At 69.8% G+C, this 12,732-nt stretch carries 13 protein-coding genes; 5 read left to right on the top strand and 8 right to left on the bottom strand.

Translation table 11 applies throughout. The features are described from left to right. The 8 genes from B0W88_RS23760 to B0W88_RS23795 all read right to left on the bottom strand — a co-directional run. The coding region (locus B0W88_RS23760) for a P1 family peptidase (RefSeq protein WP_369973926.1) at positions 1-344 on the bottom strand (344 nt) is incomplete at its 3' end. Further along, positions 341-886, bottom strand: a complete 546-nt coding sequence (locus B0W88_RS23765) for a DUF3617 domain-containing protein (RefSeq protein ID WP_077037098.1) — start codon at positions 884-886, stop codon at positions 341-343. The genes B0W88_RS23765 and B0W88_RS23760, both read right to left, overlap by 4 nt. 64 nt (positions 887-950) lie before the next feature. Next, positions 951-2,057, bottom strand: coding sequence for an acyl-CoA dehydrogenase family protein (locus B0W88_RS23770; RefSeq protein WP_077037099.1), 1,107 nt, complete (start codon positions 2,055-2,057; stop codon positions 951-953). 13 nt (positions 2,058-2,070) lie between these two features. Continuing rightward, positions 2,071-3,261: an acyl-CoA dehydrogenase family protein gene (locus tag B0W88_RS23775; protein WP_077037100.1), complete on the bottom strand. Its 1,191-nt coding sequence runs from the start codon at positions 3,259-3,261 to the stop codon at positions 2,071-2,073. Between the two features lie 145 nt (positions 3,262-3,406). Next, a complete protein-coding gene (gene xdp1 / locus B0W88_RS23780; protein ID WP_077037101.1) occupies positions 3,407-4,249 on the bottom strand; it encodes an exosortase-dependent surface protein XDP1 in 843 nt (280 codons plus the stop codon). A gap of 208 nt (positions 4,250-4,457) precedes the next feature. Next, positions 4,458-7,265 (bottom strand): XrtA/PEP-CTERM system TPR-repeat protein PrsT, encoded by a 2,808-nt coding sequence (gene prsT, locus B0W88_RS23785; protein WP_077037102.1) that lies wholly within the window; start codon positions 7,263-7,265, stop codon positions 4,458-4,460. A gap of 20 nt (positions 7,266-7,285) precedes the next feature. Then, positions 7,286-7,930: a TIGR02281 family clan AA aspartic protease gene (locus tag B0W88_RS23790; protein WP_077037103.1), complete on the bottom strand. Its 645-nt coding sequence runs from the start codon at positions 7,928-7,930 to the stop codon at positions 7,286-7,288. A 13-nt stretch (positions 7,931-7,943) separates the two neighbouring features. Continuing rightward, positions 7,944-8,438 (bottom strand): YajQ family cyclic di-GMP-binding protein, encoded by a 495-nt coding sequence (locus tag B0W88_RS23795; protein ID WP_077037104.1) that lies wholly within the window; start codon positions 8,436-8,438, stop codon positions 7,944-7,946. 106 nt (positions 8,439-8,544) lie between these two features. On the opposite strand from B0W88_RS23795, the gene murB reads away from it, so the two are divergent. The 5 genes from murB (at position 8,545) to B0W88_RS23820 (ending at position 12,589) form a co-directional block, all read left to right on the top strand. Further along, positions 8,545-9,579, top strand: coding sequence for a UDP-N-acetylmuramate dehydrogenase (gene murB / locus B0W88_RS23800; RefSeq protein ID WP_077037105.1), 1,035 nt, complete (start codon positions 8,545-8,547; stop codon positions 9,577-9,579). Between the two features lie 113 nt (positions 9,580-9,692). Beyond that, a complete protein-coding gene (locus B0W88_RS23805; protein ID WP_077037106.1) occupies positions 9,693-10,190 on the top strand; it encodes an RDD family protein in 498 nt (165 codons plus the stop codon). Positions 10,191-10,261: 71 nt separating this feature from the next. Then, positions 10,262-10,888: an RDD family protein gene (locus tag B0W88_RS23810; RefSeq protein ID WP_233151824.1), complete on the top strand. Its 627-nt coding sequence runs from the start codon at positions 10,262-10,264 to the stop codon at positions 10,886-10,888. Between the two features lie 2 nt (positions 10,889-10,890). Continuing rightward, complete coding sequence (locus B0W88_RS23815) at positions 10,891-11,850, top strand: stage II sporulation protein M (protein ID WP_077037108.1); 960 nt, start codon at positions 10,891-10,893, stop codon at positions 11,848-11,850. Next, positions 11,840-12,589: a hypothetical protein gene (locus B0W88_RS23820; protein WP_077037109.1), complete on the top strand. Its 750-nt coding sequence runs from the start codon at positions 11,840-11,842 to the stop codon at positions 12,587-12,589. The genes B0W88_RS23815 and B0W88_RS23820 overlap by 11 nt, the downstream gene beginning before the upstream one ends. Positions 12,590-12,732: the final 143 nt, after the last annotated feature.

Genomic DNA, 12,732 nt, shown 5'->3' on the forward strand with positions numbered 1-12,732 from the left:
CCCTGCCAGAGATCGAACAGCACCGCCGCCGGCACGATCGGCACCCGGATGCCCGTGCTGCCCACCGGCAGGCCATGGCCGCGCTCGCGCAGCCAGCGCATCACGCCGCCGGCGGCATCCAGGCCGAAGGCGCTGCCGCCGGTGAGCAGGATCGCATGGACCTGCTCGACGCTGTTCTCCGGAGCCAGCAGGTCGGTCTCGCGCGTGCCCGGCGCCGCGCCGCGCACGTCCACGCCGGCCACCGCGCCTTGTTCGCACAGCAGCACCGTGCAGCCGGTCGGCCGCCGGCTGTCGGTGAAGTGGCCGACCTTCAGGCCGGCCACGTCGCAGATCGAACCGCTCACTTGCCGGCGTTGATCGGCTTGAGCGCGCCGCAGTCGGTGCCCAGCCAGCTGGCGTCGGAGGTGGCGTCGACGGCCTCGGTCTTGCCGTCGCGGGTATGGGTGATGTGGGTGCGGGCGGTGAAGCCCTCGCCGCCGGGCTTCAGCGTGACGTCGCTGGTGCCTTCGGAGGCCGGGTTGGTGCAGGCGAAGCGGGTGTGGATCATCGAGCCGTCGCGCTTGACCTCGTGGGTGCAGTTGCCGCGCGTGGCCACCGGCGGCTCGTTGCGCTTGGCCTGCTCCTCGCTGACGCACATCTTGACGGTGATCACGCCGCCGCCGGAGAAGTCCATGCTGACGCCGCGCTTGGCCATCATGTCCTCCATCATCTTGCGCTGGTCGGGCGACATCTTGGCCATCTGCGCCTGGGCCTGCTCCATCTGGGCCTGGCGCGCAGGGTCGAGCTTGGGCTGCTGGCGGATCTCCCAGAGGCCGGGCTTCATGGTCTGGGCCTGGGCGGCGAACGCGGCCACCAGCAGGCTAACGAGCAGGATCGACTGACGCATGGCATCTCCAGAAGGAACAAAGCCCGTCGGGGCGACGGGCTTCGACTTTAGGCGAGTCGCGGGCTCAGGCAAAGACGCCGGCCGTCTCCTGCATCCCCGCACTGACGATGCCGAGCTGGTGCAGGCCGTCGCCGAACTGCATTTCCATCGCCGTGAGGCGCTTGAAGTAGTGGCTGCCGACGTACTCGTCGGTGACGCCGATGCCGCCGTGCAGCTGCGTGCACTGCTGGCCCACGAAGCGGGCGGAGTTCGATAGCTGCAGCTTGGCCTGGGCCAGCGCATAACGCCGCGCCTCGGCGGGCTCGCCGAGCTTCAGCGTGGCGAAGTAGCTCATCGAACGGGCCAGCTCCAGCTGCATCTTCACGTCGGCCATGCGGTGGCGCAGCGCCTGGAAGCTGGCGATCGGCACGCCGAACTGCTTGCGCGTGTTCAGGTACTCGGCGGTCAGCTTCACGTAGGTGTCCATCGCACCCACGCCCTCGGCGCACAGTGCGGCGATGCCCAGGTCCACCGCCAGCTCCAGCACCGGCAGGCCGTCCTCGACCAGCAGGGTGGCGGGCGACTCGGTGAAGCTCACCTCGGCGGCGCGCGAGCCGTCCTGCAGGCTGTAGGCGCGGGTGGCGACGCCGGCGGCGCCGCGCTCGACCAGGGCCAGCACGATGCGGCCGTCCTGCCCGGTGGCCGGGACGATGAAGGCACCGGCCTTGTCGCCGGCCGGCACCAGGCTCTTGGCGCCGCTGACCTTGCCGTCGGCATAACGGGTTACGCACTTGGACAGGTCGTAGCGGGCGGCGCGCTCCTGGTGGGCCAGCACGATCATGGCCTCGCCGCCGGCGATCTTCGGCAGCCAGGCTGCCTGTACCTCGGCGGAGGCGTGGCGCAGTACGCTCGGCGCGATCAGGCCGGCCTGGGCGTAGGGCTCCATCACGATGCCGCGGCCCAGTTCCTCCATCACCACCATCGCGTCGACCGGGCCGAAGCCCAGGCCGCCGTGTTCTTCGCTGACCAGCAGGCCCGTCAGGCCGAGGCCGACCAGACCATCCCAGGCCTCCTGCGAGAAGCCGCCGGCCTTGACGACCGCGTGGCGGCGGGCGAAGTCGTAGTCCTTGTCGACCCAGCGGCGCACCGCGTCGCGCAGCGATTCCTGGTCATCGGTGAAATCGAAATCCATGTTCTGTGTCTCCTTAACCGAGGACCGTCTGGGCCACGATGTTCCGCTGCACTTCGTTGGACCCGCCGTAGATGGTGGTCTTGCGGTAGTTGAAGTAGTGGCTGGCCAGAGGCGCGCAGTAGGCGGCGCCGACATGGTCGCCCTGCCAGCCGGCTTCCATCGCCTCCTGGATGAAGGGCAGGGCGTAGGGCCCGGCGGCCAGCATCATCAGCTCGGTGTAGCGCTGCTGGATCTCGCTGCCGCGGATCTTCAGCAGGCCGGCGACGTCCAGCGACTGCTTGCCGCTCTTCTCGGCCGAGAGCACGCGCAGCACCATCATCTCCAGCGCCACCAGGTCCACTTCCAGCAGTGCGATCTGGTCGCGGAAACGCTGGTCTTCCCACAGGCCCTCGGCCTTGGCGATGCGCTTCAGGCGTTCCAGCTCGCGCTTGCCGCGGTTGACGTCGGCGATATTGGTGCGCTCATGGGCCAGCAGGTACTTGGCGTAGGTCCAGCCCTTGTTCTCCTCTCCGACGAGGTTCTCCACCGGCACTTCGACGTTGTCGAAGAACACCTCGTTCACCTCGTGCTCGCCGTCCAGCATGATGATCGGCCGCACCGTGACGCCGGGCGACTTCATGTCGATCAGCAGGAAGGAGATACCGGCCTGCGGCTTCACGGTCGGGTCGGTGCGCACGAGGCAGAAGATCCAGTCGCCGTACTGGCCCAGCGTGGTCCAGGTCTTCTGGCCGTTGACGACGTACTTGTCGCCCGAACTTGTATGGACTCGCTCGGCGCGGGTCTTGACCGAGGCCAGGTCGGAACCGGAGCCCGGCTCGCTGTAGCCCTGGCTCCACCAGACCTCGCCGCTCATGATGCCGGGCAGGTGGCGCTGCTGCTGCTCGGGCGAGCCGAAGGCCATGATCACCGGCGCCACCATCACCGGGCCGAAGGGGATCACCCGCGGCGCGCCGGCCAGCGCGCACTCCTCCTCGAACAGGTGGCGCTGCACCGCGTTCCAGCCCGGGCCGCCGAACTGCTTGGGCCAGGCCCAGCCATGCCAACCCTTCTTGCCCAGGATCTTGGCCCAGCGCTGCATGTCGTCACGGTTCAGGCGCAGCGCGTTGTGCACCTTGTGGCTGATGTCCTTGGGGAGGTTCTCGGCCACCCACTGGCGGATCTCGTTGCGGAAGGCGAGCTCTTCCGGCGTGAAGTTCAGGTCCATGCTTCTTGTCTCCTGCTGATCGCCGGGTTTTAGCACGAGCGTGCTTTTCCGGGCTGTCTCGACTGGGACAGGGTACTTTTCCCGGGGCCAAAAGCACAAAGGCGACCCGATCGGGTCGCCTTCGCGAGGGGTGCGTTGGCAGCGCTCAGTTCTTGCGGAACTGGCGGCGGCTGTAGAACACGCCGAACAGCGCCAGGCTGGCCAGGGCCAGGGAGCCCGGCTCGGGCACCTTCTTGCCGCCGCACTTGGTGGTGTCGCCGGTGCAGGCGGAGCCGGCCACGGCCAGCAGCTTGAAGTAGTCGTCGCCTTGCGTCAGGCCGGTGCCGGTACCGTAGGCCGTGTTGTAGGCCGTGATCAGCCACCAGCTCGAACCGACACTGGAGGCGCCGGCGGTCGGCGAGCTGCCGTTGGTGGCGCCGTTGACCAAGTTGTAGGTGTAGGGCACCGAGTTGTCGGCGGTCAGGTCGGCGTAGTTGCCCACAAGTTGCCAGCCGGCAGTGTTCATCGACGCCAGGCTGGCGCCCGTGCCGTTGACCGTCGGCGCGCTGCTGCCGGTGTAGCGGAACACCGAGATGTCGGCATCGCCGGAGATGTAGCCGAGGTCGATGCCGGTCAGGATCGTGCTCGAGCTGAAGCTCAGCAGCACGCCTTCGGTGTAGGTGCCGTTGTTGTCGATCGCGTGGTTCGGCGTGGCCGTGCCATCCGAACCCATGCCCAGGCCGCCACCAGAATAGAACTGCAGCGTCGACGAGGGCGTACTGGTGGTGTTCACCGTCCAGTTGCCGGTGATCCCGTTGGTGCCGTTGTTGGTCGCATACGCGCCGGTGGTCGCCAGGCTGGCCGCGCCGGCGCTGGCGGTATCAACGCCCGCCCCGTTGGCGTCGACGCCGGTGTAGGTCCAGGTATCGACCGCGTGGGCCGACATCGCCAGCAAGGAGCCCAGGACCAGGCCGAGTGCCGACTTGCCGAGGAACAGTGTCGTTTTCATCAGTAGTCCCTTTTTATTGCTGGCTGCTTGACGCAGTGAATGCCTTGTCGGTACCGGTATTGCAAGTAAGGTGCCAAGCCGGAAATAACCTTCAGATTCAACAGCTTGCGACTCCGCTTGGCCTTGGAGTTAGGGCGATTGTAAGAACATCCGACAAATTAGGGGGAGGCGACTTCCCCCTGTTTGGGGGTGCCGTCCAGATAACGAACTACTTGAGCGTGCTCATCAACTGGCGCGCGTCGTCGGCGCTGGCGAAGCTGTGGCTCTTGAGGGCGGCTTCCAGTTCCTCGCGTGCCTCGCCGGAGCGGCCGGTCTGGGCCAGGACGGCGGCCAGGTGGTAGCGCACGTCCGGGTTGGCGGGGTTGCGCAGCCGGGCGTCACGCAGCAGCTGCAGCGCACGGTCGCGGTTGCCGGCGATGAAGTGCGCCCAGCCGGCGGTGTCGATCACCACCGCGTTGCGCGGGTCCAGCGCCAGCGCCTTCTCCGCCACGGCGGGGGCGCCGGGGTCCTTCTGGCGGATCAGCACGTTGGCGAGGTTGTTCATCGCTTCCAGGTCGCCGGGCTGCTGGGCCACGACGGCCTCGTAGCCGTGCCGGGCCGCGGTGAAGTTGCCGGCGCGGGCATGGGCGTCGGCCAGCGCCTTCTGGACCGCGGTGTCCTTCGGGTGCGCCTTGATCCAGCCCTGGGCCAGCTCGATCGCCGCCTTGCCGCCCTCGGGCACCTGGGACTGCGCGCGGAACAGGCGCAGCAGGTTGGGGGCGGTTTTCTCCAGCTCGTAGGCGTGGCGCAGCGCGTCGACGGCGGCCGCCTGCTGCCCGCGGCTGGCCGCGACGTCGGCCAGCAGGCCGTAGCCGATGGCCGCCTTGGGCCAGCCCTGGATGACCTGGCGCGCGCGCCGCTCGGCCTTTGCAGGGTCGTTCTGCATCAGCTCCACGGTGCTCATCAGCACCATGGCCGGCAGGAAGTTGGGCGAGCCCTGCAGGGCCTTGTCCAGGCTGTAGGCGGCGCCGGCGAGATCCTTCGCATCGAGCTGGGCCCGGGCGATGCGCTCCAGCTGCGTGGCGTCGTAGGCGGCCCGGCGCGAGGCGTTGGTCAGCGTCGCGCGGGCGCCGGCGAAGTCGGCGCTGGCCAACTGAGCCTGTGAATAGACCAGCAGGGCTTCGATGTCGTCCGGCCGCTTGGACAGCAGCACCTTGGCCGCGTCCAGCGCGCCGCCCGGTGTGCCCTTGCGCAGTTGCCAGGCGACCAGCGCGTAGTTGGCGCGGGTCTGGGTCGGGCTGCTGGCATCGGCGGCGCTCTGCAGGTAGCCCAGGGCCTTGTCGTCCTTGCCCCAGGTCTCGTAGAGCGTGGCGAGCTCGAACAGCACGTCGACATTGCGCTCGTCGCTGCGCAGCAGCGTCCGCAGGCGGTTGTCGGCGGCGGCGAAGTCGCGCGTCGTCAGCTCCAGCCGGGCCATGCCCAGCTGGGCCGGCAGCAGCTTGGGGTCGATCTTGAGCGCGGCCTGGTAGCCGGCGCGGGCGCCGGCGACGTCGCGGGCGCGCAGCCTGGCGGAGGCCTGCACCAGCAGGATGGTGGGGTTGGCGGGGTTCGCCTTGGCGAGGGAGTCGGCCACCTGCAGGGCCTTGGCCTGCTGGCCGGCCTTCAGGTACATGTCCACCAGGACCAGGCCGGCCTGGATCTGCTTCGGGTCAGCCTTGTAGGCGCGTTCCAGCTCGGCGGTGGCGTCCGCGCTCTTGCCCCCGCGCATCAGGCTCAGCCCCAGCGCGGCGCGGAAGTCGGGCGAGTCCTTGGCCTGCAGCGCCTCCTGCAGCAGCGCGGTGGCCTTGGCGTGGCGGCCCTGACTCATCTGCGCGGAAGCGAGCATCAGCAGGGCCTGGCCGTCGCCGGGCCGGGACTTCAGGTAGGTCTCAAGCAGGTCGATGGCCCGCGGAACGTTAGGCTCGGCCAGCGCGATCTGGGCCAGCAGCTTGGTCAGCGGGCTGTTGGGCTGCTGCTTGGCGGCGTATTCCAGGTAGGGCTTGGCCTTCTCGAACTCCTTCAGGTCGTAGTGCGAGAGGCCGTTCAGCATCAGCAGCTGCACGCGGTAGCGGATGTACTCGATCGGCACCGGGTCCAGCAGCTCGGTGACGCGCTTGAGCGCCGCCTTGGCCGCCGGCATGTCGCCGGCCCGCTCGGCCACCTGGGCGCGCAGGTAGGTGCCGCGCGGGTCGTTGGGCGCCAGGCGCCGCAGCTCGTCGATCTCGGTCTGGGCTTCCTTGTCGCGGTACAGGTCCAGCAGCAGGCCGGCGCGCGCCAGGTGGGCATCCACATTGCCGTTGTCCAGCTTGATGCTGCGCTCGTACAGCTGCAGCGCATCGGCGATCTGGCCCTGCACGTGCAGGATCGAGGCCTTCTGATAGGCGGCCTCGGCGGAGTCGGGGGCCAGCTTCAGCGCCTGCTCGGCCGCGGCCGTCGCTTCCTTGAACTGGCGGCTGCGCACCCGCAGCGGCACTTCGGCCAGCCAGCTGGCGGCGTCCGCCGGGTTGACGGCGCGGGCGTCCATCACCGCCTGCAGGGCCTGGCGGTTGTCACCGACGTCCGACCAGGCGGAGGCCAGCACCAGCTTCAGCTTGAGCAGCACGCCGGGCGGCAGGCCGGCGGGCTTGAGCCGCGCATCGTCGAACAGCTGCGCCTGCTTGCCCTGGGCCACCATGGCCTGGGCCAGTTGCACGACGATCTCGCCCCGGTTCACGCCCAGGCGCAGCGCCTCGTTGAACTCCAGCTCGGCGTTGGCCACTTCGGCGTTGGCGAGCAGTGCCTTGCCCAGCAACAGGTGGACTGACAACTGGTTCTTGTCCTGCTGCAGCGAGTTCTTCAGCTGGATGATGGCGCCGGCATAGTCCTTGCGGTCGTAGCGCTGCAGCGCGTCCTCGTAGAAGCGGGCGGCCTTGCCGGTGTCGCCCTGCGCGAAGCCGGCGCCGGCGGTGGCGATCAGCAGGGCAGCCACGAGCACGTGGCGCTTGAAGGATGTCGTCATGGGGCGGTGGGGTCGGAGGATCAATAGCGCAGTTCGAGCGTCAGCACCTCGTTCTCGCGCCGCATCTGGAAGCGGGTGAGAAAGCTGTTGCCCAGCAGGACATGGGTCATCTGGCCGGGGACGACGATGGCCTCGACATTGCGCACCTCGACGTCGCCGATGCGCACGCTGGCCAGCGTCAGCAGGTTCGCCGGGACGGTGCCGTTGGCGGTCTGGGTGAGCACGCGGCGGCCGTCGCGGAAGGCCAGGCCGAGGCGGTCGGCCTCGGCCTGGCTCAGCGCAACGACGGTGGCGCCGGTGTCCACGAGGAAGCGGGTGGCCCGGCCGTTGATGCTGCCGGCGCTGGTGAAATGGCCGCCGTCGCCGGAAGCCAGCACGATCTGGCGCCCGCTGCCGGCCGGCGCGGCGCCGCTGCCGACGCGGCCGGGCGAGCCGCCTAACTGCAAGGTTCGACGGTGCCCGTCGATCTCCACGACGGCGCCCTCGGCACTCAGCGAGACCAGCGTGACGCCCTGCACCTTCTGCCCCACCGCGACCGTGCGCGGCTCGCCGTCGATCAGCAGCAGGGCGGCGCGGCTGCCCAGGCTGCCGTTGAACGAGACGCTCTGCGCCGATGCGGCCGCGGCGAGCATCGTCAGGACGAGGGCGCAGGCGGCGGCACGCATGGCGTTCGCAGGATCAGGCGCGCTGGTTGTCGAAGGACAGCGGCACGTCGTGGAACTCCTTGCGGATCAGCGCCATGGTCTGCTGGATGTCGTCGATGCTCTTGCCGGTCAGGCGCACCTTGCCGTCCTGGAAGGCCGCCTGCACCTTGATCTTGCTGTTCTTGACGGCGGCGGTGATCTTCTTGGCCAGGTCGGCCTCGATGCCGTCCTTGATCTTGTAGACCTGCTTGACCTTGTCGCCGCCGAGCTTCTCGATCTTCTCGTTCTTCTCGAGGAAGGTGATGACCACGTCCTGCTTGGTCAGCTTGGCGTAGAGCACCTGCTCGACCTGCTCGAGCTGGAAGTCGCTGTCGCCGACCACCTCGATGGCCTTGTCCTTCTCCTTGAGCTCCACCTTGGCGCTGGTGCCCTTGAAGTCGAAGCGGGTGCCGATCTCCTTGGCGGAGTTCTCGACGCCGTTCTTGATCTTGACCATGTTCGGTTCGAGGACCGTATCGATGCTGGGCATGTGTGCTGCTTAATTTAAGGGTTAGGAGCGGGTGGCGCTCGCGATCGGTGAAAATTCTCTCATGCAGGACAAAGCCCGGACACCCCCGAACGGGGCCATCAGCCAGATGAACCTAACGCTGGAACACGACGTCAACCTGAAGCCGTACAACAGCTTCGGGCTGCCGGCCGTGGCCCGCCGCCTGGTGCGCATCCGCGAGGCGGCCGACGTGCGCCGCGTGGTCGACCATCCGCAGCTCGGCCGCGCGCCGAAGTTCGTGCTGGGCGGCGGCAGCAATATCGTGCTGACGCAGGATGTGGAGGCCGTCGTGCTCAAGGTGGAGATTCCCGGCCTGCGCCTGCTGGAGGAGCGCGAGGACGCCTGGATCATCGAGGCCGGCGCCGGCGTCGTGTGGCACGAGCTGGTGCAGTGGTCGGTCGACAGCGGCTACCCGGGCCTGGAGAACATGGCGCTGATCCCCGGCACCGTGGGCGCGGCGCCGGTGCAGAACATCGGGGCCTACGGGATCGAATTGAAGGATCGGCTGGAGGCGGTGGAGGTGGTGGACCTGGTGACCGGCCGTCCGGCGCTGCTGCCGGCCTCGGTCTGCAGGTTCGGCTACCGGGACAGCGTGTTCAAGCAGACCGGCTTCGGCGGCCTGGCGGGCAAGAGCGTGATCACCGCGGTGCGCCTGCGCTGCCCCAAGCCCTGGCGGCCGGTGCTGGGCTACCTGGAGCTGGAGCGCAAGATCGCCGAGAGCGGCAACACCACCCCGAGCGCGCGCCAGATCTTCGACTGGGTCTGCGAGATCCGCCGCGCCAAGCTGCCCGACCCGGCCCGCATCGGCAACGCCGGCAGCTTCTTCAAGAACCCGGTGGTCAGCGAGGAGCAGTGCCGCGACATCATCGGCCGCGACCCCGGCATCGTGCATTACCCGATGCCCGACGGCAGCGTGAAGCTGGCGGCCGGCTGGATGATCGACGCCTGCGGCTGGAAGGGCAAGGCGGTCGGCGGCGCGGCGGTGTACGAGAAGCAGGCGCTGGTGCTGGTCAACCGCGGCGAGGCCCGCGGGGCCGAGGTGGTGACGCTGGCCCGCGCGATCCAGGAGAGCGTGTACGGCCGCTTTGGCATCCGGCTGGAGCCGGAACCCGTCGTCGTCTGAGTGCCGAGGTGACGATTCACCGCTGGTGAAGTCACCAATCGACCCCGCCACCGCGGCCACCCACAATCCGCCCCCAGCCCGGCAGTCAATCAAACGGGCAGGGGAGTGTGGACATGTCGGATTCCGTGGATTCGCGATTCGCGCCGCCGGTGGCGCATGTGGATGACGTGGTGGGCGCGGGTGCCGAGGAGCAACTGGCCACGCGCGGCCAGCGCTTCCTGGGCGCGCTGATCGACGGCGTGATCGGCGGCGGCATCGGCTGGCTGCTGGCCCTGCTGCCGGGCTTCGGTTTCATGACCGAGACCGGCACGCTGCGCTTCAAGGCCATCGGCGTGGGCATCGTGGTGTTCCTGCTCGTGCAGGGCTGGCTGCTGGTGACGCAGGGGCAGACGGTCGGCAAGAAGCTGCTGGGCATGCGCATCGTGCGCAGCGACGGCAGCGCCGCCGATGCCGGCCGCATCCTGGGCCTGCGCTACGGCATCGGCATCGTGCTGCAGCTCAACCCGGTGCTGGGCGGGCTCTATGGCCTGGTCGACGGGCTGCTGATCTTTCGCAGCTCGCGCCAGTGCCTGCATGACACGATCGCCGACACCAAGGTGATCAAGCTCTGAACCGCATCGACACGCTGGCCCCGGCCGAGACGCCCGAGGGCATCGGCCTGGCGCTGCGGCCGGCGGGTCTCGTGCCGCGCACGATGGCCTTCCTGCTGGACCTGCTGATCCGCATCTGCATCGACCTGCTGGTGGCGACGGTGTTCGGCACGATGGGCGACTTCGGCGCCGGCGTGATCCTGCTGACGGTCTTCGGCATCGAATGGCTCTACCCGATCGCCTTCGAGCTGGGCCGGCGTGGCGCCACCCCGGGCAAGCAGGCGCTGGGCCTGCGGGTGGTGATGGACAGCGGGCTGCCGGTGACGCCGGCGGCCTCCTTCACCCGCAACCTGCTGCGGGCGGCCGACTTCCTCCCGCTGGCTTATGGCTTCGGCATCGCCGCGCTGCTACTCAATCGCGAGTTCAAGCGCCTGGGCGACATGGCGGCCGGCACGCTGGTGGTCCACCACAAGCCGGTGCTGCTGCATGACGCCCCGCCGCCGGCCCCGCCGCTGGCGCCCTCGCGCCTGCTGGCGCTGCGCGAGCAGGCCGCCATCCGCGCCTGGGCCGGCCGCGCGCGCCGCCTGACACCGGCGCGCTTCGAGGAACTGGCGCAACTGGCCACGCCGGTGCTGCCGCCGGCCGTGGCCGGGCAGTCCGCCAGCGCCAGCGAGCGCCTGCTGGGCGTGGCTCAGTGGTTGATGGGCAGCCGGCGGTGAGCATGTCGCCCCTGCAGTTCGAGGCCGCGCAGGCGCCGATGTGGGCCGCCTTCGCCGAGCAGCTGGCCACCGCCGCGCGCGGCGATCCGGTCGACGGCGCGCTGCTGGCGGCGCGCTACCGGCGCGTCTGCGAGCAGCTGGCGCTGGCGCAGTCGCGTGCCTATCCGCTGCACCTGGTGGCGCGGCTGGAGGCGCTGGCGCACGAGGCCCATCCGCTGATCTACCGCCGGCAGGACTTCGGCCTGGCCCGCTTCGGCGCGCTGCTGCGCCGCGACATCCCGCGCGGCGTGCGGGCCCAGCGCCGCATCGTCGGGCTGGCGCTGCTGGCCTTCGTGCTGCCGCTGGCGCTGGCGCTGCTGCAGTCGTGGCTGGCGCCGGACTTCGCGCTGCACCTGCTCGACGCGCGCCAGCTGCGCGAGTACGAGCAGATGTATGCCGACCCGCGCCACATCGGCCGGCTGCGCGAGGCCGGCAGCGACTGGCTGATGTTCGGCTTCTACATCTACAACAACGTGGGCATCGGCTTCCGCGCCTTCGGCGCCGGCATCCTGGCGGCCGTCGGCAGCGTCGTGGTGCTGGTCTTCAACGGGCTGAACATCGGTGCCGTGGCCGGGCACCTGTCCCGCGTGGGGCTGGGGCACAACTTCTGGCCCTTCGTGGCGACCCACTCGGCCTTCGAGCTGACCGGCATCGTGCTCTCGGGTGCGGCCGGCATGCTGCTGGGCCTGCGCCTGCTGATGCCGGGGCGGCGGCGCCGGCTCGATGCGCTGCGCGAGGCCGGGCGCGAGGCGATGCCGCTGCTGTGGGCGGCTTTCTTCCTGCTGGTGGTGGCCGCGGTGTTCGAGGCCTTCTGGTCCCCGGCCGCGTGGATCGCGCCGGCGGTGAAGTACGGCGTGGCGGCGGTCTGCTGGGGGCTGGTGCTGGCCTGGCTGGCCGGCATGGGGCGCGGCCATGCGGGTTGAGGGCCTGGCCGTCATGCTGCGCCCGCGCAGCCAGGGCGAGGCCTGCGACCTCGGCCAGGCGCTGGTGCGCGCCCATGCGGGCTCGATCTGGCGCTGCTTCGCGCCGGTGTTCGCCGTGGTCGCGGCGCTGGCGCTGTGCACGGTGGAACTGGGCGCCGGCGGACCGATCCTGGTGGTCTTCCTGCTCAAGCCCTGGCTGGACCGCACGCTGCTGTTCGTGCTGGCGCGCGCGGTGTTCGGGCTGCCCACGCGCTGGGCCGACGTCTGGGGCGCGCGGGGTCAGGTCTTCACCGGCCAGCTGCTGCGCACGCTGTTCTGGCGGCGCCTCTCGCCGTGGCGCGCCTACACCCAGCCGATCGAGCAGCTGGAGGGCCTGCGCGGCAGCGCGCGGCGCCAGCGCGCCCGGCTGCTGTTGAAGAGCAACCGTGGCGCCGCCACCGCCCTGCAGACGGCCTTCGTGCACGCCGAGGCGGTGCTGGCCTATGCGCCGGCGGCGCTGCTGTGGTGGTTCGTGCCGGAGGCCTCGCGGGGTGCGGTCTGGGACTGGTTCTTCCATCCGGATGCCCACGCGGCCGGCGCGCTGGCGCAGGACCTGTTCTTCGCGCTGTCCTATCTCGCCGTCGTGCTGCTGCTGGAGCCCTTCTACGTGGCGGCCGGCTTCGCGATGTACCTCAACCGCCGCGTGGCCCTCGAGGCCTGGGATGTCGAACAGGAGTTCCGCCTTGTGTTCGCGCGCTGAGCTCCGCTGGCTGCTGGCCCTGGCGCTGCTGTCCGGCGCGGCCACGGCGCGGGCGGAAGCGGCGCCGCCCGAGTTGAGCGCCAGCGCCGTGAAGGCCGCGATCGAGCAGGTGCGGCAGGACCCGCTGCTGCCCGGCAGCGAGA

The organism is Pelomonas sp. KK5 (assembly GCF_001984095.1).
GTDB lineage: Bacteria > Pseudomonadota > Gammaproteobacteria > Burkholderiales > Burkholderiaceae_C > KK5.

Excerpts from the sequence above, each read along its gene's own strand:
- B0W88_RS23765 (WP_077037098.1), bottom strand. The coding sequence starts at position 886 with ATGCGTCAGTCGATCCTGCTCGTTAGCCTGCTGGTGGCCGCGTTCGCC.
- B0W88_RS23770 (WP_077037099.1), bottom strand. The coding sequence starts at position 2,057 with ATGGATTTCGATTTCACCGATGACCAGGAATCGCTGCGCGACGCGGTG.
- B0W88_RS23775 (WP_077037100.1), bottom strand. The coding sequence starts at position 3,261 with ATGGACCTGAACTTCACGCCGGAAGAGCTCGCCTTCCGCAACGAGATC.
- xdp1 (WP_077037101.1), bottom strand. The coding sequence starts at position 4,249 with ATGAAAACGACACTGTTCCTCGGCAAGTCGGCACTCGGCCTGGTCCTG.
- prsT (WP_077037102.1), bottom strand. The coding sequence starts at position 7,265 with ATGACGACATCCTTCAAGCGCCACGTGCTCGTGGCTGCCCTGCTGATC.
- B0W88_RS23790 (WP_077037103.1), bottom strand. The coding sequence starts at position 7,930 with ATGCGTGCCGCCGCCTGCGCCCTCGTCCTGACGATGCTCGCCGCGGCC.
- B0W88_RS23795 (WP_077037104.1), bottom strand. The coding sequence starts at position 8,438 with ATGCCCAGCATCGATACGGTCCTCGAACCGAACATGGTCAAGATCAAG.
- murB (WP_077037105.1), top strand. The coding sequence starts at position 8,545 with ATGAACCTAACGCTGGAACACGACGTCAACCTGAAGCCGTACAACAGC.
- B0W88_RS23805 (WP_077037106.1), top strand. The coding sequence starts at position 9,693 with ATGTCGGATTCCGTGGATTCGCGATTCGCGCCGCCGGTGGCGCATGTG.
- B0W88_RS23815 (WP_077037108.1), top strand. The coding sequence starts at position 10,891 with ATGTCGCCCCTGCAGTTCGAGGCCGCGCAGGCGCCGATGTGGGCCGCC.
- B0W88_RS23820 (WP_077037109.1), top strand. The coding sequence starts at position 11,840 with ATGCGGGTTGAGGGCCTGGCCGTCATGCTGCGCCCGCGCAGCCAGGGC.